The sequence below is a fragment of the Nonomuraea sp. GTA35 genome, assembly GCF_041950525.1.
In the GTDB taxonomy this organism is placed as follows: domain Bacteria; phylum Actinomycetota; class Actinomycetes; order Streptosporangiales; family Streptosporangiaceae; genus Nonomuraea.
Map to the genome: position 1 here is coordinate 316,790 of NZ_JBGNUV010000006.1, position 24,941 is coordinate 341,730.

Consider the following 24,941-nt stretch of genomic DNA (forward strand, 5'->3'; position numbering starts at 1 on the left):
CCTAAACCAAGCCTTCGGGCTTCGTCATTGTTCCCGCCCGCGGCCCGCAAGAGGCTGGGCCGCATGACTGTGACAGATGTTTCCGTACAGGCGCGCTGGCTCGCCGTGACCTCGGTGGCGGTGGGCACGTTCACCGTGGTGACCAGCGAGATGCTGCCGGTGGGCCTGCTCACCTCGATGGCCGCCGACCTGGGCGTCTCGGCGGGCACGGCCGGGTTGACGATGACGGCCCCCGGGCTGGTGGCCGCGGCCGCCGCGCCCGTCCTGGCGATCGCCGCGCGCCGGGCCGACCGGCGGCTCATCCTGCTGGGGCTGATGGCGCTGCTGGCGGTGGCCAACCTGGCGGCAGCGGCGGCGCCCGCCTATCCCGTCATGCTGGCCGCCAGGGTGCTGACCGGGGTGAGCATCGGCGGGTTCTGGGCGTTCGCGGCCGGCATCGGGACGCGGCTGGTGCCGGAACGGTCTGTCGGGCGGGCCACGTCGATCATCCTGGGCGGGGTGTCCGTGGCGTCGGTGCTGGGGGTGCCGGCGGCGACGTTCGTCTCGTCGTTCGCGGGCTGGCGCAGCGCGTTCGCCGCCGCGGGGGTGCTGGCGCTGGCCCTGCTCGCGTTGCTGGCCACGTCGCTGCCGCCGCTGAAGCCGCTGAGGGGGCCTGAGCCGCAGCCGGGGTCTGAATCGTCACCCATGCCGGAAAAGCGCTCCTCGTGGCTCTCAGGGCCGCTCAAGCTCGTCCTGGTGCTGACGGCCCTGACCGTCTCCGGCCACTTCGTGGCCTACACCTACGTCCGCCCGTTCCTGGAGGAGGTCGCGCAGGCCGGCCCCGCCCTCGTGAGCACCGCGCTCCTGCTGTACGGCGCCGCGGGCGTGGCGGGGAACTTCGCCGCGGGCGCCCGGGCGGCCAGGAACCCCCGGCTGACCCTGATCACGCTGGTCACGCTCATGGCCGCGGCCATGGCGGCGCTGGCGCTGACCGGCGTGCCCGCATTGGCCGCGCTCGTGGTCTGGGGGCTCGGCTACGGCGGCGTCGGGGTGACCCTGCAACTGTGGATCATGCGCTCGGGCGGCGGCGAGCTGGCCACGGCGCTGTTCGTCGGCGCCTTCAACGTCTCCATCGCGCTCGGCGCGCTCGCCGGCGGGCGGATCGCCGACGGGCTGTCGGTCTCGGCCGTGATGTGGGCGGGAGCCGGGCTCGCCGTGATCAGCGCGGCCCTGGCCGCCGTCAGAGGCGGGACCGGAACTGGAGGCGGGGTCAGCGCGGCCGGCGCTGGCACCGGGGGCAGGAGTAGGACGAGCGGTTCATGAACGCCTCGCGCCTGATGGCGGTGCCGCAGCGGGAGCAGGGCAGGTCGCGCCGCCCGTACACCTCCAGCGAGCGCTCGAAGTAACCGCTCTCGCCGTTGACGTTGACGTACAGGCTGTCGAACGAGGTGCCGCCCTGTTCGAGCGCGGCCCCCATCACGGTGCGCACGGCCGTCAGCAACTCGGCCACCTTGGGCCTGGTCAGCGTCTCCGTCGGCCGGGCCCAGTGCAGCCTGGCGATCCACAGGGCCTCGTCGGCGTAGATGTTGCCGACGCCGCTGATCAGCGACTGGTCGAGCAGCGCCCGCTTGACCTCGGTGCGCCTGGCCCTGAGCCTGCGGGTGAACTCGGCCTCGTCGAACGCCGCCTCGAACGGGTCGGGGGCGATGTGCGCGATCGGCTCGGGCACGCCCCCGGCCAGGGGGCTGAGCATCACGTGGCCGAACGTGCGCTGGTCCACGAAACGCAGGTCGGGGCCGCCGTCCGCGAAGCGCAGGCGGACCCGCAGGTGCTTCTCCAGCGGCGAGTCCGGCGGCACGACCAGGAGCTGGCCGCTCATCCCCAGGTGGGCCATGAGCGCCTCATCGGGGCCCGACAGCGGCAGCCACAGGTACTTGCCGCGGCGCTGCGCCGACAGCACCGTGCGGCCCTTGAGCCGCGCGGCGAACTCGTCGGCGCCGGGCACGTGCCGCCTGATCGCGCGGGGGTGCAGCACCTCCGCCGAGGCGATCTCGCGCCCGGTCACCCACTGCGCGAGGCCGCGCCTGACGACCTCGACCTCCGGCAGCTCAGGCACTTCCGACCTCTTCCGAACGGGGGTACACGACTGTCACCCTGTGGCCAACGCCCGGCGGCCCCGCGTACCTTCCCGGGGGCTCAGCCCGCGGGCTGGCTCTCACGCTGGTCGCGACGGGCCCTGATGCGGGTCCACGCCGCCTCGGCCGCCTGCTGCTCGGCCTCCTTCTTGCTGCGCCCGGTGCCCGACCCGTACGACTCGCCGCCCACGCGGACCATGGCCGTGAACGACTTGGCGTGGTCGGGGCCGCTCTCCTCGACGTGGTACTCGGGCACCCCGAGCGCCTCGGAGGCGGTCAGCTCCTGCAGCGAGGTCTTCCAGTCGAGCCCGGCGCCGAGCGAGGCCGAGCGGACGATCAGCGGGTCGAACAGCAGGTGCACCACCCGGAACGCCTCGTCGAGGCCCTTGTCGACGTAGATCGCGCCGATCAGCGCCTCGAGGGTGTCGGCCAGGATGGAGGACTTGTCGCGCCCGCCGGTGCCCTCCTCGCCCCTGCCGAGCCGCAGGAACCGGCCCAGCCCCAGGCCCCTGGCCACGTCGGCCAGCGCGCGCATGTTGACCACCGCGGCACGCAGCTTCGCGAGCTGGCCTTCCGGCAGGTCGGGGTGGTTACGGTAGAGGGTGTCGGTGACCACCAGGCCCAGCACCGAGTCGCCGAGGAACTCCAGGCGCTCGTTGGTGGGCAGGCCGCCGTTCTCGTACGCGTAGGAGCGGTGCGTCAGCGCCCGCTCCAGGATGTCGGGGTCCAGGCCGACCGACAGGACCCGCTCCAGCTCGTCTCTGGCGACCTCGACGGCCACCGGCTTAGGACCTGCGCCCACGTGCTTCCTCCTCGGACATCTTCCATGGCGCGCCGACTGCGGAAGATGCCCGAAAACGTGGTGGGCGTCGGGGTAACGCGTTAGCCCCGGCGTCCACCACGGCCGCGGGCGAACCGCCGCCGCACGCATCTGAGACGTTAACGCCGACCGAGGCACTTTGGCACCCGGTCGGCATCACGTCAACTGCTACAGGATCAGGCGGACGGCTCGATGACCTGACGACGGTTGTAGGTGCCGCAGGTGGGGCACGCGATGTGCGGCTGCTTGGGCGAACGGCACTGCGGGCAGCTCACCAGGGCGACAGCAGTCGTCTTCCACTGGGAGCGACGGGCGCGGGTGTTGCTCCGCGACATCTTTCGCTTCGGGACGGCCACGTCACTTCTCCTGATCGTTATCTTTGTCGGTAATCAGACCTTGCAACGACGCCCAACGGGCGTCGATCTTCTCGTGCCGGTGATCGTCGCCGGCCTCGGCCAGCTTGATCCCGCACTCCGTGCAGAGCCCCTCGCAATCCTCTCGGCACACGGGGCTCAACGGCAGTGCGAGCACCACCGCGTCGCGGAACGTCGGCTCGAGGTCGAGCAGCTCGCCGTCGAGCAGCGAATCCTCCTCCGAGGCGTCCTCGTCGGAGTAGAAGAACAGCTCCTGCAGGTCGACCTCGATCTCCGAGGAGACCGGGTCGAGACAGCGGGCGCACTCCCCGGCGAGCGGGGCCTGCGCCGTGCCTGAGACGAGCACGCCTTCCATCACTGCTTCGAACCGGAGATCCAGCTCGACTTCGGCGTCCTTGGGGACACCGATCATGTCGACGCCGAGATTCGCTGGTGCCGGGAGGGTCAGGGTCATCTGCCGCATCGTCCCCGGACGCTTACCCAGGTCATGAGTGGAGATCACCCACGGGGAGCGGGGGTCGAGGTGCTGAGTCATCCTGCTCTCGCTAGGCATGGCGAAAACAATCGCCGTCGTACAAGGCCGAAATGAAAGGATAGCAGCTCGCGGTCAGCCCCTGAGCCGCTCGATGAGCAGCTTGTGCACCAGATCGGGCACCAGACCCGAGACGTCCCCACCATACCGGGCGATCTCCTTCACCCGGGAGGAGGACAGGAACGAGTATTCGGGGTTCGTGGGCATGAACAGCGTCTCGACCCCCGACAGGCGGTAGTTGAGCTGCGCCATCTGCAGCTCGTAGTCGAAGTCGCTGACCACCCTGATGCCCTTGACGATGGCGGGGATGTCGTTCTGCCTGCAGAAATCGACCAGGAGGCCGTGGAACTTCTGCACCTTGACGTTCGGAAATTCCTTGGTCACGGTCTGCAGGATCTCGATCCGTTCGTCAACCGTGAACAGGCTGCTCTTCTCGACGTTGATGAGGACTGCCACGGTCACCTCGTCGTACAGCCGTGCGGAACGGCCGATGATGTCGAGGTGGCCATTGGTGATGGGGTCGAACGACCCCGGGCAGACTACGCGGCGCAAGACGCCTCCCAGGTCTACGGGTTCCCGGCGGCGCGACCGTACCAAACGGACGCTTCGCCATAACGACGGACCCTCTCCTCAACGTAGCCTTCCGGCCACATCAAGGACTTTCCCCTGCTTTCCCTCTCGAACGCCACCAAGGCCTCGCCCGCCAGCCAGCCGTTGTCGCGCAGCAGCGCCAGCACCGTCTGGACCTCGTCGTCCGGCACGGCGTAGGGCGGATCGGCGAACACGATCTCGAACGGCGCCTCCGGAGGCTTGCCCAGCAGCCGCTCCACCTTGTCGGCCACCACCTGGGCGCCCTCCAGGCCGAGCGCGGCCACGTTCGCCTTGATCGTGCGGACCGCCTTCGGGTCGGACTCGACCAGCACCGCCTCGGCCGCGCCCCGCGACAGGGCCTCCAGGCCGATCGCGCCCGAGCCGGCGTACAGGTCGAGGACGCGGGCGTCGCGGAGTCCGTACAGTGAATCGAGCGTCAAGAAGATCCCTTCCCTGGCCCTGTCGCTGGTCGGCCTCGTGCCGCGCCCCGGCGGCACGGCCAACCGCCGCCCACCTGCCACGCCTGCGATGATCCGCGTCATGTGACCCATTGTTCCGCATGTTCACGCAGGTCAAGAGTGGACAAGTGTCTGCCTCGAGTGCGCAAGGGTGATTCACATCGGGGGGCCTGGCCCGCAAGATGATGACTGCGGCCTTCAAGGTGACCCACGTGAAGGCCGACCGGCGTGATCGTGAGCCCTTCCGCACGCCGGTTCCCTCGGCACCTGACCCGAGGGTGGGCCCAGCCGGGGACGGCATTCGGGGGGAGGCCGTCCCCGCGGCTGGGATCTTTTCCAGATCGTGATCTTTCACCGCGCGGCCGACGTGGCCGATCACGCGTACGGCCGGCGATGGACCACCAGCGGCGGTCAGGCCTTCTCCAGGTACTCCGCCCGCTCGTCGGCCAGCAGGCGCTCGATCTCCGCCCGCAGCCCCTCGTGCCGCGTCAGCTCCGGGTCCGAGTCCAGCAGCGCGGCGGCCTCGTCGCGGGCCACGGCGATCACGTCCTCGTCGCGGAGCAGCTGCAGCAGCTTCAGCGACGACCGCTTGCCCGACTGCGCGGCGCCCAGCACGTCGCCCTCCCGCCGCTGCTCCAGGTCCACCCGCGACAGCTCGAAGCCGTCCAGCGTGGCCGCCACCGCGTCCAGGCGGGCGCGGGCGGGGGTGCCCTCGGGGAAGTCGGAGACCAGAAGGCAAAGGCCCGGCAGGCCGCCCCGGCCGACGCGGCCGCGGAGCTGGTGGAGCTGGGAGACGCCGAAGCGGTCGGCGTCCATGATGATCATGACGGAGGAGTTGGGCACGTCGACGCCGACCTCGATGACGGTCGTGGCCACCAGGACGTCGAGCTCGCCGCGGGTGAACGCGCGCATGATCGCGTCCTTCTCCTCCGGCGGGAGCTTGCCGTGCAGGGTGCCGACGCGCAGGTCGTGGAAGGGCCCCTGGGTGAGCAGGTCGGCCACGTCCAGGACGGCCAGCGGGGGCCTGCGCTCGTCGTCGGAGGCCGCGCCCGCCAGGTCGCCCTCGTCGCCCTCCAGGTCGCCGATGCGGGGGCACACGATGTACGCCTGCCGGCCCAGCGCCACCTCCTCCCTGACCCGCTGCCAGGTGCGCTCCAGGTAGTGGGGCTTCTCGGCGGCCGGGACGACGTGGGTGGTGATGGGGGCGCGGCCCGACGGGAGCTGGGAGAGCGTGGAGACCTCCAGGTCGCCGAAGACGGTCATGGCGACCGTGCGCGGGATCGGGGTGGCGGTCATGACCAGGACGTGCGGCCGCCCGCCGCCCGCCTTCTCGCGCAGCGCGTCACGCTGCTCCACCCCGAACCGGTGCTGCTCGTCCACCACGACCAGCCCCAGATCGGCGAACTGCACGTGCTCCTGCAGCAGCGCGTGCGTGCCGACGACGATGCCCGCGGTGCCCGAGGCCGCGTCGAGCAGGGCCGAACGGCGGGCGGCGGCGCCCATCGAGCCGGTCAGCAGCGTGACCGCCGTGCCGCCGAACATGCCGCCCTGCGCCAGGTCTCCCAGCATGCTCGTGATCGAGCGGTGGTGCTGCTGGGCCAGCACCTCCGTGGGCGCCAGCAGGGCCGCCTGGCCTCCGGCGTCCACGACCTGGAGCATCGCCCGCAGCGCCACGACCGTCTTGCCCGCGCCGACCTCGCCCTGCAGCAGCCGGTGCATGGGGTGCTCGCGCGCCAGGTCGTCGGCGATCTCCTCGCCGACCTGGGCCTGCCCCTCGGTCAGCGAGAACGGCAGCCGCGCGTCGAAGTCGGCCAGCATCCCGTCGGCGCGCCGCGGCCTGGGCTTGGCCGGCCAGGCGGTGGCGGCCTGGCGCCGCTGGAGCAGCACGGCCTGCAGCACGAACGCCTCGTCGAACTTCAGCCTGTTGCGCGCCCGCCCCACCTCCGCGAAGTCCTTCGGCCGGTGGATGGCCACCAGCGCCTCCCCGAGGTCCTGCAGCTTGTGGCGGGCCCGCAGGCTCGCGGGCAGCGGGTCGTCGAGGGGGCCGAGCGTGTCGAGCACCATGCCGATCGCGCGCCTGATCGCCCACGGCGTCAGGTCCTTGCCCGCCGGGTAGATCGGCACCGGCGCCGACGCGAACTCCTCCGCGCTCGCCTCGCTCTCCTCGAACAACTCGAACTCGGGGTGCGTGAGCTGCCAGCGCGGGTTCGCGCGGGCTCCGAACAGCCCCACCTTGCCGGCGAACATCCCGCGCCGGCCCGGCTTGAGCCGCGACTCGGCCACGTGGGAGCCCTTGCCGAAGAACGACAGGTAGATCTTGCTGCCGTTGCCGTCGACGACCTCGACCTCCAGCCAGGTGCCGCCGCGGTTGCGCATGGGTTTGCGCATGAGCCTGGTCACCTCGCCGACCACGGTGACGTGCTCGTCGACCTCCAGCGCGTCCAGCGAGGTCAGCTCGCCGCGCTCGGCATAGCGTCGCGGGTAGTGGCGCAGCAGGTCGCCGACCGTCTCCAGGCCGAGCACGCTGTGCAGCAGCTTGGCGGTCTTCGGGTCGAGCGCCTTCGTCAGAGGCTCGTCGAAACGGCTCACGGCATTATGTTCTACCGCCTGGGGCCGACAGGAATCCCCGATGACGCCGCCGTCACCTGTTTCCCGCAGTGGCCGAGGTCACTCCACGCCGATCAGGAGCGGGTAGCCGCCCTGCTCCCCGTCGTAGACCACCAGGTCCACGTCCGGCCGCGTGCGCCGCAGGTGCTCCTCCAGCCCGCCCGCCAGCCCCTCCGGCGCCTGCGCGCCCGTGACCAGCGTGACCAGCTCGCCGCCGCCCGCCAGCATCCGGTCCACGACGACGGCGGCCACGCCGTCGACCGAGCCGCCGATCACCGCCACGTCCCCGTCGATCATGCCGAGCACGTCACCCGGCCGGCACACCCCCGCGCTCGTGAACGCCTCCCTGTCCGCCACCGTCACGTGCCCGTACCGGGTGTGCCCCGCCGCGTCGGTCATCGCCACCACGTCGTCGTCGAAGCGGCGCAGCGGGTCGTGCACGGCCAGCGCCGCCAGCCCCTGCACGGTCGCCTTCGTGGGCAGCACGCTGACCGTCACGCCGTCCTCGCGGGCGATCTCCGCCGCCGCGGCGGCGACGGGGCGCACGCCGTCGTCGTTCGGCAGGACGGCGACCTCGCTGCCCGCCTCCCTGATCGCGGCCAGCATCGCGGGAAGCGCCGGCCGGGTGCCGGGCGCGCGCCGCACCACGACCGCGCCGCACTCCTCGAACAGCGCCGCGATCCCGTCGCCCGCCGCGACCGCCACGACGCCACGCCCCGCGCTGCCGCGATGGACGCGCTCGGCCAGGTACGTGATCCGGATCCGGTGCGGCCTGCCCGCGCGGATCCCGGCCTCGACGGCGGGCCCCGCCTCAGGCACGTGCACGTGGACGTTCCACAGCCCGTCGCCGCCGACCACGACCAGCGAGTCGCCCATGGCGTCGAGCTCCCCCCGCAGCCGCGCCACCGCCCCGTCGTCGGCCTCCAGCAGGTACATCACCTCGTACCCCACCCCCACCTCCGTCATCGGCGACACCCTTGAGGTGGGCGCGGGCACGTCGTAGTGGCCGGCGGAGGAGCCGCCGATCACCTCGGCTAGGGTCTCCAGCACGATCGCCGCCCCCGCGCCGCCCGCGTCCACGACGCCGCTGCGGGCCAGCACCTCGAGCTGGCCGGGCGTGCGGCGCAACGCCGCCCGCGCCTCCCCCGCCGCCTGCCTGGCCACCTCGTGCAGGTCCCCGTCCACGTCCTGTACGGCCCGCGCCGCCGACTCCAGCACGCTCAGCACCGTGCCCTCGACCGGCCTGGCCACGGCCGCCCTGGCGAGCACGGCCGCCCTGAGCAGCCCGGCCCGCAGGTCGGGGCCGTCCTTCAGCACCTCGGCGAGGCCGCGCAGGGCCTGGCTGACGATCACTCCCGAGTTGCCGCGTGCCCCCACCAGGGCGCCGTACGAGAGCGTCTGCCACACCACGGCCACGTCCACGTCGTCGGGCAGCGACTCGACGGCCTCGGCGGCGGACAGCATGGTCAGGTGCAGGTTCGTGCCCGTGTCGCCGTCGGCCACGGGGAACACGTTGAGCGCGTCGATCTCCGTCCTGGCCTGGCCGAGCGCGTCGGCGGCCAGGCGGGCCCAGCGCCGCACGGCGGGTGGTTCGAGGATCTTCATACGACCTCCCACCCAGCCAGGATGCGCTACCGTTGTCCGTGGAGAATATCGCCGCTCGGGATCCGGTCCAGATGCTCTGGTTCGCGCCCATCGGCGTGGATCAGATATCCTCGTCTGGCTGGCCGGTTGTCCCGGCATGCCCTCCGCCCGGAAAGCATCAGCGGACAGGGCTACATCGACTGTTTTAAGGAGCGATACCGTGGCTTCCGTCTGCGATGTCTGCCGCAAGGGACCGACCTTCGGCAACAACGTGTCCCACTCGCACCGCCGTACCCCCCGTCGCTGGAACCCCAACATCCAGACGGTTCGCGCGGTCGTCGGCGGCACGCCGAAGAAGCTGAACGTGTGCACGTCGTGCATCAAGGCGGGCAAGGTCACCCGCTAGTTCGCGCATCCGCGAAGGCCCGCGTCTCCCGTTGAGGGAGCAGCGGGCCTTTGTCATGCCCCGGGACGCACGAGCCGCCGGCACCGCACCCATGAGAACGGGCCGGACCGCACAGGCAGGCCCGGCGCCGCACAGGGCAGAACTGGCGCCGCACAGGGCAGGACCGGCGCCGCACACGCATGGCCTGCGCCGGTGTGAGGGCGCCGGCCCGCAGGCATGAAGGCGCCGACGCGCAGGCGCATGGCCCTCAGCGTGTGCAGGCGGCCGGCCAGGCGCCGTGGGTGGGCCTTTTGGCGCAGCCGGCCCTCTGGTGCGGGACAGGCCCTCTCCGGGCGCGGCCGGCCCGCCGTGCATGGCGGGCACGGCCGGCTCAGGTGACGGCGCACTCCCCCGCGACCAGGCCGCAGTTCTGCGCCTCCGAGCCCCTGCCCGTGGCCGTGAACGTGACCTCCACCGAGGCCCCGGCCGCGATCGACGCCGTCAGGTCCAGGATCAGCAGGTCGCCGTCCTGAGTCCATTCGGCCCCGTCCACGTCCGTGACCCGGCCGTCCACCGGGACGGAGACGGTGGGGTTCTGGAGCGTCTCGGGAGAGGTGTTCGAGAGCGTCAGGTTCGCCGAGTAGGTGGCGATGCGCTGCTTGATCGTCTGCTTGACGTTGACCGAGCTGCCCGCGCCGCTGCCCGACGAGCTCACCGTGCCCGTGGAGGTGGGCACGGGGGTGCTGCCGCTGGGCGAGCCCTCGCCCGTGTCGGTGTGGGAGTCGTCCAGCGTCGAGACCTCCTCGCTCGGGGTCTCCGACGCGCTCTCCTCGACCGGCGGGTCCTCCGTCTCCTCGTCCGCGGGCTCCGCCGGCTTCTTCGTCCTGCTCTTGCTCGGCGTGGGCGTGGGCGAGGCGGCCGTACGGGGCGGCGTGCGGACGTTGGAGGAGGCGGTCGGCGTCGGCGTCTGCGCGGGCTCGCTCTCCTCGGCGGCCTCCTCCGCGAGCTCGTCCTCGGGCGGTGCCTCGGACTCCTCCTCGGCGGGCCCGGACACCGACGGGCCCGGATTGCTGCTGGTGGCCTGTACGGCCGCGCACGTCGTCCCCTGGCACTCGGCCGGGTCACCCGACGAGCTCATGAACTTGACGCCCGCCACGGTCCCGCCGAGCACGACCGCGACGGCGGCCACGGACAGCAGGGCCACCCGGCCCTTGCCCGCGCCCGAGGGGGCGGCCAGCACGTCGTCCCCGCCACCGCCACCGCCGCGCCCCGACTTGCGGCGGCCTCGGCGGCCACGGGGCTCCTCGTCGGGTGCGTCGGTGTCGTTCGACCAGCCGGAGTCGAGGAAGCCGGTCTCCGCGCTCGCCCAGGCCGGGGCCAGCGCGGCGGTCGGCTCGCCGGCCACCTTGACGTCGCCGGGCTCGGGCGGGGCGCTGTAGACCTGGCTGGGGCCCGACGGCGAGTCGAACCTGGCCGTGCGCTCGGGGTCGTCGAAGGGGTCGCGGCGGTCGGCGTCCCCGTCGAACGCCCCAGGCCCGCCGAACGGCCCCGAATCGGCCCCGGACGGGCCGAACGGACCTGACCCGTCCCCGGGCTGCCCGAACGGCCCGGGCCCGTGACCAGGCTGGCCGAACGGCGCAGGCGCGTCACCCGGCTGGCGGAAGGGACCGGGGCCCGTCCCGTCACCGGGCCGGCCGAAGGGTCCAGGCCCGCCTCCGGGCCGGCCGAAGGGTCCGGGCCCGTCGCCCGGACCGTCGAACGGCCCAGGACGCCCGGGCGGCCCGTCGGGCGCGCCCATGCGGTCGGCGGGTCCGTTGCGGTCGGCGGGTCCGTCGAAGAACGCCGTGCGCTCAGCCGGTACGTCGAAGAAGCTGGTGCGTTCGGCGGCGGCGTCAAGCGGGCTCGGCCGGTCGAAGGGGCCGGAGCCCTGCGCCCCGGGCATGCCCGGCCCGCCGAAGGCGGCCGTCTGCTCGGGGCCGCGGAAGGAGGGCTCGCCCGGCCCGTTGGGAGCCGCGGGGAAGTCGCCGGTCGAGGGGCCGGAGAAGCCGCCGTGGCCGGCGGGCTGGTCCCATTCCGGCGGCCGGGCGAAGGCGCCCGTCGTCTCGAACGGGCCCACCTCGTCCTCCCTCGGCCCTCTGTGCGGCGGGAAGGCACCCGCAGGGTCGTTGGCAGCCGGGAAGCCGCCGGCGAGGTCGTTGGGCAGCGCGAAGGCCCCGGTGGTCTCGAACGGCTCCGGCTGCGGCCCATGCGGCGGCGGCGCGTCGGTGCGCCGCGACATGGGGGCCCACTGCCCCGTCACCTCCGGTCGGTCCGGCAGCGATGGCCAGCCTGGCGGCTCGGCCTGCTCGTCAGGACCCCAGAAAGCGCTGTCCCCCCGTTCATCCCCGTCGTCGGATCCACCTGTGCCGTGGCGGCCCATGGCTGCCCTTTCTTCCGGTTACAGTGGCCGCCAATCTTCATAACACCTTTGCTACGCCGTTGTCACAGCAATCCCACTAGTCATACCCCAAACACGGAAAATATCACTTAAATCGGGACAGATCATCACCCAAAGTGATCCCATCCGCGATGCCCGATTTCGCGCCCATACACCAGCACGCCCTCCCCTTCGGCCACCCGGCCCACCACGTGCCACCCGGCCGGCAGCCGTACCTCCGGAGGGAACACCGCCGCCAGAGCGTGATCCTCGCCACCCGCGAGCACCCACTCCAGCGGATCGGCCCCCAGCTCCTTGGCCGCCGCCGCCACCGGCTCCGCCACGGGGAACGCCTCGGGATCCAGCTCCACGCGTACGCCGCTGGCCTCGGCGATGTGCCCCAGGTCCTGCAGCAGCCCGTCGCTGACGTCCAGCATCGCGCTCGCCCCCAGCTCTGCCGCCACGGGCCCCATCGCGTACGGCGGGCACGGCGTGCGGTGGCCGGCCACGGCCTCCAGCAGCGCGCCGCTGTCGGCCGGAACGCCCGCCTGCAGCAGCGCCCATCCGGCGGCGGCGTACCCGAGCCGGCCCGCCACCGCCACCACGTGCCCGGGCCGAGCGCCCGAACGCAGCACGGGAGCCCGGCCTCCGAGGTCGCCCAGCGCGGTCACCCCGATGACGACCAGGTCGCACCGGGTCACGTCACCTCCCGCCACGCTGGCGCCGACCGTGGCGCACTCGTCGGCGAACCCGTCGGTCAGCGCGTCCAGCCAGCTCAGCGGCAGGTCGGCGGGCAGGCCGAGCCCGACCACGAGCGAGGTCGGGCCGGCGCCCATGGCGGCGACGTCGGCCAAATTCTGGGCGGCGGCCTTGCGGCCCACGTCGTAGCCGCTGGACCAGTCGCGGCGGAAGTGCCTGCCTTCGAGCAGCAGGTCGGTCGAGACGACCACGCGCCCGTCGGGGGCGCCGATGATGGCGGCGTCGTCACCCGGGCCGAGCATTACCGCCTCACCTTGGGGCAGACGAGCGGTAATACGATTTACCACACCGAATTCGCCGAGATCTCCGACTGTGATGACGCACCTCCTGACGCACACAGGGTACGGTGGGCGTTCGGCGTGATCCAATCGCCCGGGAGGACGTGATGGTGCAGGCCTACATCCTTATCCAGACCGAGGTCGGCAAGGCCGCCGCCGTGGCCCGCGAGATCTCCGGGATTCCGGGGGTCACCCAAGCGGAGGACGTGACGGGGCCCTACGACGTGATCGTTCGTGCGGAGGCGAGAAACGTCGACGAGCTGGGCAAGCTCGTCGTCGCGCAGATTCAGGCCGTGGCCGGGATCACGCGTACGCTGACGTGCCCGATCGTTCACATCTAGAGGTAGTCGTCGCATGCGTGCCGCCGCCGTCCTGCTCGTTCTCCTGGCACTCGCCGGTTGCGGCGGCACCGTACAGGTCGAGCCACCCGTCCCCGAGGGCGAGGCGGTCGCGGCCTGCGACAAGCTGGCCACCCTGCTGCCGCAGACCCTCGACGGCGACGAGCGCGGCACGTCCACGCCCGAGTCGCCGTACGTGGCCGTCTGGGGCTCGGGGGCCGTCGCGCTGCGCTGCGGCGTGCCCCGGCCCGCCAGGATGGCGCCCACCGACACGCTCCAGGAGATCGGCGGCGTGGGCTGGTTCCCCGATCCCGACAAGCCCGCGCTGTTCACGGCCGTGACCGACACCGCCTACGTGGAGGTCACGGTCGGCGGCGAGCACGTGGCCGCCGAGGTGCTGGCCGACCTGTCCAAGCCGATCGCGCAGCTCTCCCCGCAGGCCGGCTGAACGCGAGCAGCCTCACCGCAGGCCGGGTGAGCGCGACAGGGCGAGCTCGATGAGCCGGTCCACCAGCGCCGGGTAGGACAGGCCGGAGGCCGCCCAGAGCTGCGGCGCCACCGACAGCGACGTGAACCCGGGCATGGTGTTGATCTCGTTGAAGACCAGCTTGCCGTCGGGCGTGTAGAAGAAGTCCACCCGCGCGAGCCCCTCGCACTCGAGCGCCTCGAACGCGCGCACGGCCATCGCCCGCAACTCCTCGGCCGTCTCCTGCGGGATGTCGGCGGGCACGGTCAGCGACATCTGGTCGGGGTAGTACTTGGCCTCGAAGTCGAAGAACTCCTGCCCGCCCTCGACCCGCACCTCTCCCGGCATCGACGCGGTGGCCGGCTCGTCGCCGAGCGACTGCAGCACCGCGCACTCGATCTCGCGGCCGGCGATCGCCGCCTCGACGAGCACCTTGGGGTCGTGCTGCCGGGCGAACTCCACCGCCGCCTCCAGCTCGGCCCTGTCGGAGGCCTTGGAGATGCCCTGGGACGAGCCCGCCCTGGCCGGCTTGACGAAGACCGGGTAGCCGAGCTCCTCGGCCTCCTTGAGCACCTGCTCGCGGTTGAGCCGCCAGTCGCGGTCGCGGATGACGGTGTAGGGGCCGGTCGGCAGCCCGGCGGCGGCCATCACGGTCTTCATGTACGCCTTGTCCATGCCGACGGCGCTGGCCAGCACGCCGGAGCCGACGTACCGCACCCCCGCCATCTCCAGCAGCCCCTGGATCGTGCCGTCCTCGGCGAACGGCCCGTGCATGACGGGGAACACCACGTCCACCGAGCCCAGCTCGACGGGGATGCTGCCGGGGTCGTAGGCGACCAGCGAGCCGGAGCCCGACGGCAGCGCCAGCGCCGCGCCGGTGGTGTCGACGACCGGCAGCTCTCCGGCCTCGATGGCGAACCGCTGGTCGGAAGCGGCCAGCACCCACCTGCCGTCCTGGGCGATCCCGATCGGGACCACTTCGTACTTGCTCCTGTCGATCGCATCCAGCACGCTGCCCGCGCCCATCAGGGACACGGCGTGCTCGGAATTGCGGCCTCCGAAAACGACGGCGACGCGTGGCTTGCTCATGGTGTCCGAATCTACCGGGGTGTCCCTGTCACAGCGAGCCAAGCACGCCGTATTCAGGTCATTCTCACACTCCGTAACGCTCCGGCTTGGGCGAGCGGGACATGAGCAGCATGCCCGCCTCCGACGGCGACATGCCGTCGTGCACGACGCCCACGACCACCTCGGTGATCGGCATCTCGACGTCGTGCTTCCTGGCCAGCTCCAGCACGGACTCGCAGGACTTCACGCCCTCCGCGGTCTGCTTGGTGACCGCGACGACCTCCGCCAGCGTCATGCCGCGGCCCAGGTTCTCCCCGAACGTACGGTTGCGCGACAGCGGGGACGTGCACGTCGCCACCAGGTCGCCCATGCCGGCCAGGCCCGCGAACGTGTGCGCGTCGGCCCCGAGCGCCGCCCCCAGGCGGGAGATCTCGGCCAGGCCCCTGGTGATGAGCATGGCGCTGACGTTGTCGCCCATGCCCATGCCCGCGGAGACGCCGACCGCCAGGGCGATCACGTTCTTCACCGCGCCGCCCAGCTCGACCCCGACCACGTCGGGGTTGGTGTACGGGCGGAACCACGGCGGCAGGTGGCAGATCGCCTGCAGCCGCTCCGCCACCGACAGGTCGGCGCAGGCCACGACGGTGGCGGCGGGCTGGCGCGCGGCGATCTCGGGCACCAGGTTCGGCCCCGAGACGACCGCGACCCGCTCCTCCGGCACCTCGGCCACCTCGCGGATGACCTCGCTCATCCGCTTGGTGGTGCCGACCTCGATGCCCTTCATCAGGCTGACGAGCACCGCGCCGTCCGGGATCAGCCCGCGCCAGCCCGTCAGGTTGGCGCGCAGCGTCTGCGACGGCACGGCGAGCACGACGAACTCGGCCCCGTCGAGGGCCTCGGCTGGGTCGGTCGTCGCCCGCAGGGCGGCCGGCAGCCTCACGCCGGGCAGGTAGTCGGCGTTGACGTGGTCGCGGTTGATCGCGTCGACCACCTCCTGCCTGCGGCCCCACAGCGTGGTGCGGCTGCCGGCCTCCGCCAGGATCATCGCGAACGTGGTGCCCCACGAGCCTGCGCCGAAAACGGCCACCTTCGTCATTCCATCACCGTCCGGCCGGATCGTAGGGAGTCGCCGGGGCCTTCTCGCCGCGCAGCTCGGCGAGCTGCGCGGTGATCGCGGCCATGATGTCGGCCGTGGCGTCGCGCAGCACGTCGGCGTGCGCCGGCTTGCCCGCGTACTTGGACAGGTCCACCGGCGGCCCCACGCTCACGCGGAACGTTTTGCGCGGGAACAGCCTGGGCCTCTTCTCACCGTACGGCAGCAGCTCCTGCGCCCCCCAGTGGGCCACCGGGATGACCGGCGCGCCGCTCTCCAGCGCCAGCCGGGCCGCGCCCGTCTTGCCCACCATGGGCCAAAGGTCGGGATCGCGGGTGCAGGTGCCCTCCGGGTAGAACAGGATCGCGCACCCGTCGCTGAGCCGCTGCGCGGAGATGCGCAGCGACCTGGCCGCCTCGCTGCTGCCCCGCTCGACCGGGATCGCCAGCAGCGAGCGGACGGCCCAGCCCAGGAACGGCACCCTGAACAGCCCCGACTTCGCGAGAATCACCGGCCAGCGTCCGTTGTTGTACAGGAAGTGCGAGAGCAGGACGGGGTCGGTCCACGACAGGTGGTTGGCGGCGATGATCACGCCGCCGGTCCTCGGGATGCGGTCGCCCTCGCGCCAGTCGCGCTTCACCAGGAGCCGCGACAGTGGCTTGACCACGACGACGGCGAAGGTCTCCCAAAAACGCGACGGTCGCGTGGGGCGGCTCATGGTCTCCTCCAACCCGTACGGGATGCGCCCAAGTCTCCCGGTTGGCCGCTCGGGATGTCGAGGCGCGATGCTAGGCCTTTGGCTGCTCCCCGCCCGGAGGACGGGGATTCCTGCTTCACCGCCGACCGCCCGCCGAGGACTCCTCTTGAGGTCTTACATCAGCTCTGCAAGCGTTTCGCCTCTCCACCAGCCCGGCGGCGAGGGTGTTGCGGGCTGCGTTGGCATCCCGGTCGTGCACCGTACCGCAGGCGCGGGCCCACTTCCGCCCGCGCCGGGCGCGCTCGCAGGCCGGCGTGCGCGCCTGGTGCGCGGCGGTCGGGTAGAAGCGGTACTTGTACCTCCGCAACACGAGCGACGCCACAGCCACATTCTCGTACCGATCCCTCACCCGTCGTGCACACGTTCGACCCTGCCGCCCTTCCACAGCTTCCCCCGCCCCGGGCCTGCGAGGACGGGTTCCACGCTCAAGGAGACTTGATGAGCATCCGCTGGTCCCTGGTCATTCCGGTGAAGACGCTGGTCGCGGCGAAGACCCGGCTGGCCGCCGCGACGGGCCCGCACCGCACCCGCCTGGCCGTGGCCGTCGCCGCCGACACCGTGGCGGCGGCGCTCTCCTGCCCGCCGGTCGCGCGGGTGATCGTCGTGACGGCCGATCCCGCCGCCGCGGGGCCGCTCGCCGCGCTCGGCGCCGACGTGGTGCCCGACCCCGACCGCGGGCTGAACACGGCGCTGCGTACGGGGGCGGCGCATGCCGTACGCGTGGCGCCGGGCGACGCGGTGGGCGCGCTCCAGGCCGACCTGCCCGCCCTGCGGCCGGCCGAGCTGGCGGTGGCGCTGGAGGCGGCGGCCGAGTTCGACCAGGCGTTCGTGCCCGACGCGCTGGACGTCGGGACGACGTTCTACGGGGTGCGGCCCGGCAGGCCGTTCGCGCCCCGCTTCGGCGGGGAGTCGCGGGCCAAGCACCTGGCCGGCGGGGCCAAGGAGCTGTGCGTGCCCGGGATCGACTCGGTCAGGCGCGACGTGGACACGCCCGACGACCTGCGCGCGGCCATCGCGCTGGGGCTGGGCCGGCACACGGCTGCGGTGGTGGCGGACCTGTGGCCGGACGTCGGCGTCACCGCGCCTCCCCACGCATCCGCCTGATCTCGGTGGCGTGCGTCACCGCGCTTTCCCACGCATCCGCCTGATCGCGGTGGCGGGTGTCAGCGTGCCTTCGCGCCCGCCCGCCTGATCGCGGGCGCGGTGACGATGGCGAGGTACGACAGCCCGAGCAGGGCCACGCCGGCCACGAACACCCCGTGACCGCCCAGCCACTCCCCCAGCACCCCGCCCGCCAGGCCGCCCAGCGGGGTCGTGCCCCACATCAGGAAGCGCATGCTGGCGTTCACGCGGCCCAGCAGCGGCTCAGGGGTGATGCGCTGGCGGTAGCTGAGCTGGGCCACGTTGAAGACCACCGCGGCGGCGGCCGCCAGGGCCGAGGCGACGGGGAAGAGCAGCAGCCGCCATCCGGGGCCGGTGGCCACGGCGGGGAGCTGGAGCGCGATGACGAGCACCGCGGAGCCGTACAGGGTGGGGCCGACGCCGTGGCGGCGCGTCACCCGGGCCACCAGCGGCGCGCCCACCAGAGCCCCGACGGCCGGCGCCGACAGCAGCAGGCCGTAGGTGGTGGCGTCCACGCCCAGGTCGACGACGAGGTAGAGCGGGTGGCCGACCGCGCAGACGCCGAGGGCGATCCGGGTGAGCGCCCCGCCGAGCGCCACCCGGTTCAGCACCGGCTCCCTGATCACGAACGTGATGCCCTCGCGTACGTCCGCCCGTAATGGCCGTCTCTCCGGCGGGCGGGGCCGCTCCTCCACCCGCACCCCCGACAGCAGCAGCCCCGAGGCGAGGTAGGCGACGGCGTCGGCCAGCAGCGCGAACGGCGCCGTCAGCGCGCTCACCAGCCATCCGCCCGCCCCGGGCCCAGCCAGCACGGACACCTGCCGGGTGACCTCCAGGCGCCCGTTGGCCTGCTCCAGCCGCTCCTTGGGCACGACCGCGGGCAGGAAGCTCATGTGGGCCACGTCGAAGAACACGGCCCCCACGCCGAGCACGAGCGCGACCGCGTACAGGTGCGGCAGCGTGAGCACGCCCATCCAGGCGGCGGCGGGCACGGTGAGCAGCAGCACGCCCCTGACCAGATCGGCCCGGACGAGGATGGGGCGGCGGCGCAGCCGGTCCACCCAGACCCCCGCGGGCAGGCCGATCAGCAGGAACGCGGCCGTCTGCACGGCCGACAGCAGGCCGAGCTGGAAGGCACCGGCCTGCAGGGTGAGCACGGCGGTCAGCGGGAGGGCGACGATCGTGACCTGGGTGCCGAAGCCGGAGATCCCGTTGGACCACACCATGCGCCCGAAGTTCCCCCGAGGCCCCATGCCGCGATCGTGCGTGCTCGTCCGCCCGGGGGCAACCGATTACGCTGGACGCGTGCAGGCGACCGTACGGAGTTTCGACGAGACCACGCGCTCGGGCACGGTGTTCCTCGACGACGGGACCGCGCTGGAGTTCGCCACCTCCGCCTTCGACGCGGGGCCGCTGCGGCTGCTGCGCTCCGGTCAGCGGGTCAACCTCGGGATGTCGGGCGGGCAGATCGCCTACGTCACGCTGTCCACATTTCCGGTTCCGGAGGATTTCCAGCGCGCGTGACAAACGTCACGCCCGGGCCGTGGGCCCGGGCGTGCTGGTCAAGCTTCGCGGAGTTACTTCCGCTTGCCGATTTTCTTGCCGCCCTCGTTCACGAGATCTTTGAAATCGGATCCGGGACGGAACTTCGGCGCCCAGCTCTCCGCGACGTTGATTTCCGCGCCGGTCGACGGGTTGCGCGCCGTGCGAGCGGGCTTGTTCACCATCTCGAACGCGCCGAAGCCCGTGATCGAGACCTTGTCGCCGCCGGCCACGGCCTTCTGGATGGCGTCGATGACCGCGTTGACGGCCTCCGTGGCCGTCTTCCTGTCGCCCACCCGATCCGCGATGGCCTCGACGAGTTCACGCTTGTTCATGAAAGTCCTGCTCCCCCAGTTACGGCTCGGGGTTCCAGCTCACGACTTCGACGTAGAAACCCCTTACGCGCTCGAAAGTAGGCGGGATCGCGGGGGAACTCAATCACCCAGCGTGTTTTCCCCCTCGCGTGGCGTGTCGAGCGGCCCGGGAAGGAGCTCGTCAAGGGCCGTCAGAAACACCTCAAGGCGGGCGGCGGCCCTTTCCGGATCACGCTTGGCCAGATCGCAGATCGCCAGATAGCGGCGCGCGCTGCGTTCCTTGTCGGCGGCGGGGAGCATGCGGACGCGGCGGTGCGCATCGCGCAACCGCCGCGCCAGTTCGTCGTCTTCTAGACGGTCGTCGGCAGCCATGGCTGCCGACCATTCTCGTACGCCGCCACCTCGTCGGCGTGACGCAGGGTCAGCCCGATGTCGTCGAGGCCCTCCATCAGCCGCCAGCGGGTGTAGTCGTCGATCTCGAAGGGCACGGCCTCATCGGCCCACCTGACCTGGCGTTCGACCAGGTCGACGGTGACTTCCAGCTTCGGGTCCGCCTCGACGGCCGCCTGCAGGGCCTCGACCCTGTCGCCGGGCAGGACGACCGGCAGCAGGCCCATCTTCGTGGAGTTGTTGCGGAAGATGTCGCCGAAGCGGGCGGCGATCACGACGCGGAACCCGTACTGCTGCAGCGCCCACACGGCGTGCTCGCGGGAGGAGCCGGTGCCGAAGTCGGGGCCGGAGACCAGGATCGAGCCGCCCTCGTAGGCCGGGTCGTTCAGCACGAACGTCGGGTCCTCGCGCCAGGCGGCGAACAGGCCCTTCTCGAAGCCGGTGCGGCTGACCTGCTTGAGCCACACGGCGGGGATGATCTGGTCGGTGTCGACGTTGCTGCGGCGCAGCGGCACCGCCGTACCGGTGTGGGTGGTGAAGGCTTCCATGGAACGTGATCTCCCTTACAGGTCGGCGGGCGCGGTCAGGCGGCCGGTGACGGCGGTCGCGGCGGCGACCTGCGGCGACACCAGGTGGGTGCGGCCACCCTTGCCCTGGCGGCCCTCGAAGTTGCGGTTGGAGGTGGAGGCGCTGCGCTCGCCGGGCTGGAGCGTGTCGGGGTTCATGCCCAGGCACATCGAGCAGCCGGCCTCGCGCCACTCGGCGCCGGCGGCCTTGAACACCTCGTGCAGGCCCTCCTCCTCGGCCTGCTTCTTGACCATCATCGAGCCGGGCACGATGAGCGTGCGGGTCTTGACCTGGCGGCCGCGCAGGATCTCGGCGGCGGAGCGCAGGTCCTCGATGCGGCCGTTGGTGCACGAGCCGACGAACACCGTGTCGACCTCGATCTCGCGCAGCGGCGTGCCGGCGGTCAGGCCCATGTACTCCAGCGCCCGCTCGGCGGCCGAGCGCTCGACGGGGTCGGCGAACGACTCGGGGCTCGGGACGCTCGCGCCCAGCGGCAGGCCCTGGCCGGGGTTGGTGCCCCACGTGACGAACGGGGTCAGCGTCGAGGCGTCGATCTCCACGACCTTGTCGAACACGGCGTCGTCGTCGGTGCGCAGCGACTTCCAGTACTCGACCGCCTGGTCCCACGCCTTGCCCTCGGGGGCGTGCTTGCGGCCCTTGAGGTAGGCGAACGTGGTCTCGTCCGGCGCGATCATGCCCGCGCGGGCGCCGGCCTCGATCGACATGTTGCAGATCGTCATGCGGCCCTCCATGGAGAGCTTGCGCACGGCCTCACCGCGGTACTCGACGATGTAACCCTGGCCGCCGCCGGTGCCGATCTTGGCGATGATGGCCAGGATCAGGTCCTTCGCCGTGACGCCGACCGGCAGCTCGCCGGAGATCTCGATGGCCATCGTCTTGGGCCGGTAGGCGGGCAGCGTCTGCGTGGCCAGCACGTGCTCGACCTCGGAGGTGCCGATGCCGAACGCGATGCCGCCGAACGCGCCGTGCGTGGAGGTGTGAGAGTCGCCACACACGATGGTCATGCCCGGCTGGGTCAGGCCGAACTGCGGGCCGATGATGTGCACCACGCCCTGACCGGCGTCGCCCATCGGGTGCAGCCGGATGCCGAACTCCGCGGCGTTCTTGCGCAGCGTCTCGACCTGTGTCTTCGACACCGGGTCAGAGATCGGGCCGATCACCGTCGGGACGTTGTGGTCCTCGGTGGCGATGGTGAGATCGGGCCGCCGCACCTTCCGGCCGGCGAGACGGAGCCCGTCGAACGCCTGCGGGCTGGTCACCTCGTGGATGAGGTGCAGGTCGATGTAGAGCAGGTCCGGCTCGCCCTCCGCGCGACGGACTACGTGTTGCTCCCAGACCTTCTCGGCCAGTGTGCGGCCCATGATCTCCTCCTTGAGAATCCTCCGACTTGCTTTCTCATATGTCGAGACTGCAGTATCGGTGTATGGACAACTCTAGCGGAGTCGGAGTACTCGACAAGGCAGTTCTTGTACTCAATGCCCTGGAAGCGGGACCCGCTTCACTGGCTCAGCTCGTTCAGGCCACCGGCCTGGCCCGACCCACTGCCCACCGGCTGGCCGTCGCTCTTGAGCACCACCGCATCGTGAGCCGTGACACGCAGGGCCGGTTCGTGCTCGGCCCGCGGCTCTCCGAGTTGTCCACGGCGGCCGGCGAGGACCGGCTGCTGGCGGTGGCCGCACCGGTCTTGATGCAGCTCAGGGACCTCACCGGGGAGAGTGCGCAACTCTACCGGCGCCAGGGTGACGAACGGGTCTGCGTGGCCGCGGCCGAGCGTGCCAGCGGCTTGCGTGACACCGTTCCCGTGGGCTCCGCGCTGCCCATGACGGCCGGTTCGGCGGCGCAGATCCTGCTGGCCTGGGAGGAGCCCGACAGGCTGCACCGCGGGTTGCGCGGCGCCAAGTTCACCGCCGCCACGCTCGCCTCCGTGCGCCGCCGCGGCTGGGCCCACAGCGTGGGCGAGCGGGAGCAGGGTGTGGCGAGTGTCTCAGCGCCGATAAGGGGCAGCGGCGGCAAGGTGATCGCGGCCGTGTCCGTCTCCGGGCCCATCGAGCGGCTCACGCGGGCGCCCGGACGGCTCCACGCGGTGCCCGTGATGGCGGCCGCCGAACGCATCACCGAGGCGATGCGCCGCACGTCATGATCGGGAAAAGGATGTATTTGGGGAGCCGACTGCCTCCCCGGCGCACTAGCCTGAGTGCGTGACAGATCGCATCGAGGTAGCCGCCACTGAGCTGCGACCCCTGCTCGAAGAGTTCATCATGTGGGCGCGTGCGAACGCCCCCGGGAGCGACCCCGAGCTTGTGGGACCAGCCGCTCTGTGGCACCGTCTCGCCTTCTCGCAGGACCTCGGCACGTGGAAGCGCGCCGACCTGCGTAACCTGCTGCTCGACCGCATGCCCAAGGTCGTGGAGGATCCCGACGCCGCCGCCGACGGGATGCTCCCGGCCGTGGACGCGTACCTGACGTTCCTCTCCCAGACCGGCCGGCTGAACAAGGGCTCGGACAGCCTCGCCGATCTGCAGGCAGAGCTGGACGACGTCGAGGACGAGTTCGTCGATCTCATGGAGGAGCTGCTCGACGACACCGAGGGCGACGACGAGGAGGACGAGGCCGGCGACCTGGGCGACTTCGAGCCGTTCGCCGACGAGCTGGCCGAGCTCGACACGATCAGGCTGCGGCCCGACGCCGAGCTCGCCGAGGCGGCCCGCCAGGCGCCGCTGATCGCCAAGGCGCGCGATCTGGCCGTCTGGGTGGGCTCAGGGCGCACGGTGGGCGAGGACACCCTGCTCAGCGACGCCGAGGTCGAGGAGGCGCTGGCGGCCGTCGGCCTGCCCCGGCCGGAGACCGACGGCCCCATCGCCGAGGCCGTCCCCCAGCTCTGGAACATCTGGAACCTCGCTGTGGACCTCGAGTTCCTCGAGCCGGGCGAGGCCGGCACGGTGGCCGTCCAGGACGACACCGCGGAGTGGCCGTTCGACGACGACGAGGACGTGCTCGACGCCTGGATGCTCGGGCTCCACTCGGTCGACTACGGCGACCCCGAGCTGGAGGACGACGACCTCACGATGGCCCTGGCGGGCCTGACGCGGGGGACGCTCATCCGGCTGCTGCTGGCGGGCGGCTCGCGCGAGCGCGCCGACCTGGCGCGGGACCTCGCGGAGGCCGCGGCCGACCTCGACGAGCTGGGCTCCGACGCGTGGGAGGCGGCGGGCGACCCGCTGGCGCCCGCGATCGACTGGCTGATCGGCTACGGCATGGTCGAGCTCGACGGCGACACCGTCCGCCTCACGCCGCTCGGCACCGAGGGCGTCGTCCACCTCATCGACGACGCCGACATCGAGGTCGACGCGCGGCCCGCCATCGAGTCCATGAGCGCCCACGAGCTGCTCGCGCTGAGCGCCGAGCTGCCCGAGGAGGAAGCCGACGCCGAGTTCGCCGCCTGGATGCGGCTGCGCGAGCCGGAAAAGGCCGCCGAGGAGCTGCTGGACGCGGCGGCGGAGGACGACAGCGACGCGTTGATCAGGGTGCAGGCGGCCAGCGTCGTCGGCACGCTGGGCGAGGCCGCTATCCCGGCCTGGCAGGCGGCGCTCAAGCAGCCGTCGCTACGCCCGTACGCGGCCACGCACCTGAGCCAGCTCGAAGTGGAGGGCGCGCCCGAGCCGACGCAGGACGACACGCACTGGCTCATCCTCGACATGTGGACGATCTCGGCGGGCCTGGGCCGCTCGGAGTTCGTGAGCAGCCTGCGCGACATCGGCCCCGAGATGGTCAACAACCTGCTGGAGGTGATCTGGAAGATCCCCCACGCCCACGTGGAGGAGCTCCTTGACCTCATCTCCCAGGTCCACCCGGACAAGCAGGTCGCCAAGGCCGCCCGCCGAGCCTTGTTCAAGGCCCGCTCGGTCTGACGTCACAGTCGAACGCCCCTACCGGTCGTGGTGGGGGCGTTCGGCTTTGGCCGCCGACTCTCGACGGTCAACAGGGCGCGCGTAACGGCGATCAGCTCGTGAACCGGAGGAGCGTTTCCCTGGACGGGGCCCGGCCCCGTGCGGCGGGTGGCGTCGCCCACCGCTTGCCGTAAAAACAAAAAAGCTCTTCTCGGAGAGAAGAGCAGGTAGTCCCGACCGGATTCGAACCGGCGCTACCGCCTTGAGAGGGCGGCGTCCTGGGCCACTAGACGACGGGACCTTAGCGGGCTTGTGGCAGTGGTAGTCCCGACCGGATTCGAACCGGCGCTACCGCCTTGAGAGGGCGGCGTCCTGGGCCACTAGACGACGGGACCTTGCCCACAAGCTGCTCTGCCGGGCCTCCCCGGCAACGCAGGTAACTCTACCGCACCCGGAAG

Annotated in this window: 26 protein-coding genes and 2 tRNA genes; 8 read left to right on the forward strand and 20 right to left on the reverse strand. The window is 71.9% G+C overall.

Translation table 11 applies throughout. The annotated features are described in order from the left end of the window. The first annotated feature begins 63 nt into the window (after positions 1-63). A complete protein-coding gene (locus ACBJ32_RS28035; RefSeq protein WP_375129227.1) occupies positions 64-1,302 on the forward strand; it encodes an MFS transporter in 1,239 nt (412 codons plus the stop codon). On the opposite strand, the gene mutM is transcribed toward ACBJ32_RS28035, so the two are convergent. The 8 genes from mutM to ACBJ32_RS28075 form a co-directional block, all read right to left on the reverse strand. After that, complete coding sequence (gene mutM, locus ACBJ32_RS28040; RefSeq protein ID WP_357872364.1) at positions 1,250-2,095, reverse strand: bifunctional DNA-formamidopyrimidine glycosylase/DNA-(apurinic or apyrimidinic site) lyase; 846 nt, start codon at positions 2,093-2,095, stop codon at positions 1,250-1,252. The genes ACBJ32_RS28035 and mutM overlap by 53 nt on opposite strands. Before the next feature lie 80 nt (positions 2,096-2,175). Beyond that, complete coding sequence (rnc, locus tag ACBJ32_RS28045) at positions 2,176-2,895, reverse strand: ribonuclease III (protein ID WP_185111701.1); 720 nt, start codon at positions 2,893-2,895, stop codon at positions 2,176-2,178. A 215-nt stretch (positions 2,896-3,110) separates the two neighbouring features. Beyond that, positions 3,111-3,290 (reverse strand): 50S ribosomal protein L32, encoded by a 180-nt coding sequence (gene rpmF / locus ACBJ32_RS28050; protein WP_033409409.1) that lies wholly within the window; start codon positions 3,288-3,290, stop codon positions 3,111-3,113. Position 3,291: 1 nt separating this feature from the next. Further along, entirely contained in the window at positions 3,292-3,861 is a 570-nt protein-coding gene (locus ACBJ32_RS28055) for a DUF177 domain-containing protein (protein ID WP_375129228.1), read from the reverse strand. 54 nt (positions 3,862-3,915) lie between these two features. Then, positions 3,916-4,392 carry a pantetheine-phosphate adenylyltransferase gene (gene coaD, locus ACBJ32_RS28060; protein WP_225268989.1) on the reverse strand — a complete coding sequence of 159 codons (477 nt, stop codon included), beginning with the start codon at positions 4,390-4,392 and terminating at the stop codon, positions 3,916-3,918. Between the two features lie 14 nt (positions 4,393-4,406). Further along, on the reverse strand, positions 4,407-4,973 hold the full coding sequence (gene rsmD / locus ACBJ32_RS28065) for a 16S rRNA (guanine(966)-N(2))-methyltransferase RsmD (protein WP_375129229.1): 567 nt from the start codon (positions 4,971-4,973) through the stop codon (positions 4,407-4,409). Positions 4,974-5,300: 327 nt separating this feature from the next. After that, the gene (recG, locus tag ACBJ32_RS28070) at positions 5,301-7,478 is read right to left on the reverse strand and encodes an ATP-dependent DNA helicase RecG (protein ID WP_375129230.1); all 2,178 of its coding nucleotides are present in this window, start codon (positions 7,476-7,478) and stop codon (positions 5,301-5,303) included. A 78-nt stretch (positions 7,479-7,556) separates the two neighbouring features. Beyond that, on the reverse strand, positions 7,557-9,101 hold the full coding sequence (locus ACBJ32_RS28075; protein WP_375129231.1) for a DAK2 domain-containing protein: 1,545 nt from the start codon (positions 9,099-9,101) through the stop codon (positions 7,557-7,559). Positions 9,102-9,300: 199 nt separating this feature from the next. Here ACBJ32_RS28075 and rpmB point away from each other — a divergent pair, with 199 nt between their 5' ends. Further along, positions 9,301-9,486, forward strand: coding sequence for a 50S ribosomal protein L28 (gene rpmB / locus ACBJ32_RS28080; protein WP_357872351.1), 186 nt, complete (start codon positions 9,301-9,303; stop codon positions 9,484-9,486). 370 nt (positions 9,487-9,856) lie between these two features. On the opposite strand, the gene ACBJ32_RS28085 is transcribed toward rpmB, so the two are convergent. After that, the gene (locus tag ACBJ32_RS28085) at positions 9,857-11,743 is read right to left on the reverse strand and encodes a hypothetical protein (protein WP_375129232.1); all 1,887 of its coding nucleotides are present in this window, start codon (positions 11,741-11,743) and stop codon (positions 9,857-9,859) included. A gap of 266 nt (positions 11,744-12,009) precedes the next feature. Continuing rightward, positions 12,010-12,957, reverse strand: coding sequence for a thiamine-phosphate kinase (locus tag ACBJ32_RS28090; protein WP_375129443.1), 948 nt, complete (start codon positions 12,955-12,957; stop codon positions 12,010-12,012). Between the two features lie 68 nt (positions 12,958-13,025). Between ACBJ32_RS28090 and ACBJ32_RS28095 the strand changes: the two genes are divergently transcribed. Then, complete coding sequence (locus ACBJ32_RS28095) at positions 13,026-13,259, forward strand: Lrp/AsnC family transcriptional regulator (RefSeq protein ID WP_225268994.1); 234 nt, start codon at positions 13,026-13,028, stop codon at positions 13,257-13,259. Between the two features lie 13 nt (positions 13,260-13,272). Then, complete coding sequence (locus ACBJ32_RS28100) at positions 13,273-13,704, forward strand: DUF3515 family protein (protein ID WP_357872342.1); 432 nt, start codon at positions 13,273-13,275, stop codon at positions 13,702-13,704. 12 nt (positions 13,705-13,716) lie between these two features. Here ACBJ32_RS28100 and ACBJ32_RS28105 read toward each other — a convergent pair whose 3' ends face one another. The 3 genes from ACBJ32_RS28105 to ACBJ32_RS28115 all read right to left on the reverse strand — a co-directional run bounded on the left by ACBJ32_RS28105 (position 13,717) and on the right by ACBJ32_RS28115 (position 16,601). Beyond that, the gene (locus tag ACBJ32_RS28105) at positions 13,717-14,811 is read right to left on the reverse strand and encodes a D-alanine--D-alanine ligase family protein (RefSeq protein WP_375129233.1); all 1,095 of its coding nucleotides are present in this window, start codon (positions 14,809-14,811) and stop codon (positions 13,717-13,719) included. Positions 14,812-14,875: 64 nt separating this feature from the next. Continuing rightward, complete coding sequence (locus ACBJ32_RS28110; RefSeq protein ID WP_375129234.1) at positions 14,876-15,886, reverse strand: NAD(P)H-dependent glycerol-3-phosphate dehydrogenase; 1,011 nt, start codon at positions 15,884-15,886, stop codon at positions 14,876-14,878. Between the two features lie 4 nt (positions 15,887-15,890). Then, positions 15,891-16,601 carry a lysophospholipid acyltransferase family protein gene (locus ACBJ32_RS28115; protein ID WP_375129235.1) on the reverse strand — a complete coding sequence of 237 codons (711 nt, stop codon included), beginning with the start codon at positions 16,599-16,601 and terminating at the stop codon, positions 15,891-15,893. A gap of 477 nt (positions 16,602-17,078) precedes the next feature. On the opposite strand from ACBJ32_RS28115, the gene cofC reads away from it, so the two are divergent. Next, positions 17,079-17,744 carry a 2-phospho-L-lactate guanylyltransferase gene (cofC, locus tag ACBJ32_RS28120; protein WP_375129236.1) on the forward strand — a complete coding sequence of 222 codons (666 nt, stop codon included), beginning with the start codon at positions 17,079-17,081 and terminating at the stop codon, positions 17,742-17,744. 59 nt (positions 17,745-17,803) lie between these two features. Here cofC and ACBJ32_RS28125 read toward each other — a convergent pair whose 3' ends face one another. After that, positions 17,804-19,015 carry an MFS transporter gene (locus tag ACBJ32_RS28125; RefSeq protein WP_375129237.1) on the reverse strand — a complete coding sequence of 404 codons (1,212 nt, stop codon included), beginning with the start codon at positions 19,013-19,015 and terminating at the stop codon, positions 17,804-17,806. A 52-nt stretch (positions 19,016-19,067) separates the two neighbouring features. Between ACBJ32_RS28125 and ACBJ32_RS28130 the strand changes: the two genes are divergently transcribed. Beyond that, the gene (locus ACBJ32_RS28130; RefSeq protein ID WP_375129238.1) at positions 19,068-19,286 is read left to right on the forward strand and encodes a hypothetical protein; all 219 of its coding nucleotides are present in this window, start codon (positions 19,068-19,070) and stop codon (positions 19,284-19,286) included. Positions 19,287-19,339: 53 nt separating this feature from the next. On the opposite strand, the gene ACBJ32_RS28135 is transcribed toward ACBJ32_RS28130, so the two are convergent. The 4 genes from ACBJ32_RS28135 to leuC all read right to left on the reverse strand — a co-directional run bounded on the left by ACBJ32_RS28135 (position 19,340) and on the right by leuC (position 21,957). Further along, positions 19,340-19,639 (reverse strand): HU family DNA-binding protein, encoded by a 300-nt coding sequence (locus tag ACBJ32_RS28135; protein ID WP_185101339.1) that lies wholly within the window; start codon positions 19,637-19,639, stop codon positions 19,340-19,342. 99 nt (positions 19,640-19,738) lie between these two features. Continuing rightward, on the reverse strand, positions 19,739-19,990 hold the full coding sequence (locus ACBJ32_RS28140; RefSeq protein ID WP_375129239.1) for a hypothetical protein: 252 nt from the start codon (positions 19,988-19,990) through the stop codon (positions 19,739-19,741). Continuing rightward, positions 19,969-20,556, reverse strand: coding sequence for a 3-isopropylmalate dehydratase small subunit (gene leuD, locus ACBJ32_RS28145; RefSeq protein ID WP_375129240.1), 588 nt, complete (start codon positions 20,554-20,556; stop codon positions 19,969-19,971). The genes ACBJ32_RS28140 and leuD overlap by 22 nt, the downstream gene beginning before the upstream one ends. Positions 20,557-20,571: 15 nt before the next feature. Then, positions 20,572-21,957: a 3-isopropylmalate dehydratase large subunit gene (gene leuC / locus ACBJ32_RS28150; RefSeq protein WP_375129241.1), complete on the reverse strand. Its 1,386-nt coding sequence runs from the start codon at positions 21,955-21,957 to the stop codon at positions 20,572-20,574. Positions 21,958-22,019: 62 nt separating this feature from the next. Between leuC and ACBJ32_RS28155 the strand changes: the two genes are divergently transcribed. Together ACBJ32_RS28155 and ACBJ32_RS28160 are read left to right on the forward strand one after the other, a co-directional pair. Then, positions 22,020-22,736, forward strand: coding sequence for an IclR family transcriptional regulator (locus ACBJ32_RS28155; RefSeq protein ID WP_043618626.1), 717 nt, complete (start codon positions 22,020-22,022; stop codon positions 22,734-22,736). Between the two features lie 58 nt (positions 22,737-22,794). Continuing rightward, positions 22,795-24,504 carry a hypothetical protein gene (locus tag ACBJ32_RS28160; protein ID WP_357872314.1) on the forward strand — a complete coding sequence of 570 codons (1,710 nt, stop codon included), beginning with the start codon at positions 22,795-22,797 and terminating at the stop codon, positions 24,502-24,504. Between the two features lie 207 nt (positions 24,505-24,711). Here ACBJ32_RS28160 and ACBJ32_RS28165 read toward each other — a convergent pair. Next, positions 24,712-24,784, reverse strand: a tRNA-Glu gene (locus ACBJ32_RS28165). A gap of 18 nt (positions 24,785-24,802) precedes the next feature. Then, positions 24,803-24,878: transfer RNA gene (locus tag ACBJ32_RS28170), tRNA-Glu, on the reverse strand. Positions 24,879-24,941 lie beyond the last annotated feature (63 nt).

Bases quoted from the DNA above. Each gene is read 5' to 3' on its own strand.
- leuC (WP_375129241.1), bottom strand. From the start codon at position 21,957: ATGGGCCGCACACTGGCCGAGAAGGTCTGGGAGCAACACGTAGTCCGT.
- ACBJ32_RS28100 (WP_357872342.1), top strand. From the start codon at position 13,273: ATGCGTGCCGCCGCCGTCCTGCTCGTTCTCCTGGCACTCGCCGGTTGC.
- ACBJ32_RS28110 (WP_375129234.1), bottom strand. From the start codon at position 15,886: ATGACGAAGGTGGCCGTTTTCGGCGCAGGCTCGTGGGGCACCACGTTC.
- ACBJ32_RS28085 (WP_375129232.1), bottom strand. From the start codon at position 11,743: ATGTCGCGGCGCACCGACGCGCCGCCGCCGCATGGGCCGCAGCCGGAG.
- ACBJ32_RS28135 (WP_185101339.1), bottom strand. From the start codon at position 19,639: ATGAACAAGCGTGAACTCGTCGAGGCCATCGCGGATCGGGTGGGCGAC.
- ACBJ32_RS28115 (WP_375129235.1), bottom strand. From the start codon at position 16,601: ATGAGCCGCCCCACGCGACCGTCGCGTTTTTGGGAGACCTTCGCCGTC.
- ACBJ32_RS28125 (WP_375129237.1), bottom strand. From the start codon at position 19,015: ATGGGGCCTCGGGGGAACTTCGGGCGCATGGTGTGGTCCAACGGGATC.
- ACBJ32_RS28095 (WP_225268994.1), top strand. From the start codon at position 13,026: ATGGTGCAGGCCTACATCCTTATCCAGACCGAGGTCGGCAAGGCCGCC.
- ACBJ32_RS28140 (WP_375129239.1), bottom strand. From the start codon at position 19,990: ATGGCTGCCGACGACCGTCTAGAAGACGACGAACTGGCGCGGCGGTTG.
- ACBJ32_RS28035 (WP_375129227.1), top strand. From the start codon at position 64: ATGACTGTGACAGATGTTTCCGTACAGGCGCGCTGGCTCGCCGTGACC.
- ACBJ32_RS28105 (WP_375129233.1), bottom strand. From the start codon at position 14,811: ATGAGCAAGCCACGCGTCGCCGTCGTTTTCGGAGGCCGCAATTCCGAG.
- ACBJ32_RS28155 (WP_043618626.1), top strand. From the start codon at position 22,020: ATGGACAACTCTAGCGGAGTCGGAGTACTCGACAAGGCAGTTCTTGTA.
- ACBJ32_RS28055 (WP_375129228.1), bottom strand. From the start codon at position 3,861: ATGCCTAGCGAGAGCAGGATGACTCAGCACCTCGACCCCCGCTCCCCG.
- rsmD (WP_375129229.1), bottom strand. From the start codon at position 4,973: ATGACGCGGATCATCGCAGGCGTGGCAGGTGGGCGGCGGTTGGCCGTG.
- leuD (WP_375129240.1), bottom strand. From the start codon at position 20,556: ATGGAAGCCTTCACCACCCACACCGGTACGGCGGTGCCGCTGCGCCGC.
- ACBJ32_RS28075 (WP_375129231.1), bottom strand. From the start codon at position 9,101: ATGAAGATCCTCGAACCACCCGCCGTGCGGCGCTGGGCCCGCCTGGCC.
- cofC (WP_375129236.1), top strand. From the start codon at position 17,079: ATGAGCATCCGCTGGTCCCTGGTCATTCCGGTGAAGACGCTGGTCGCG.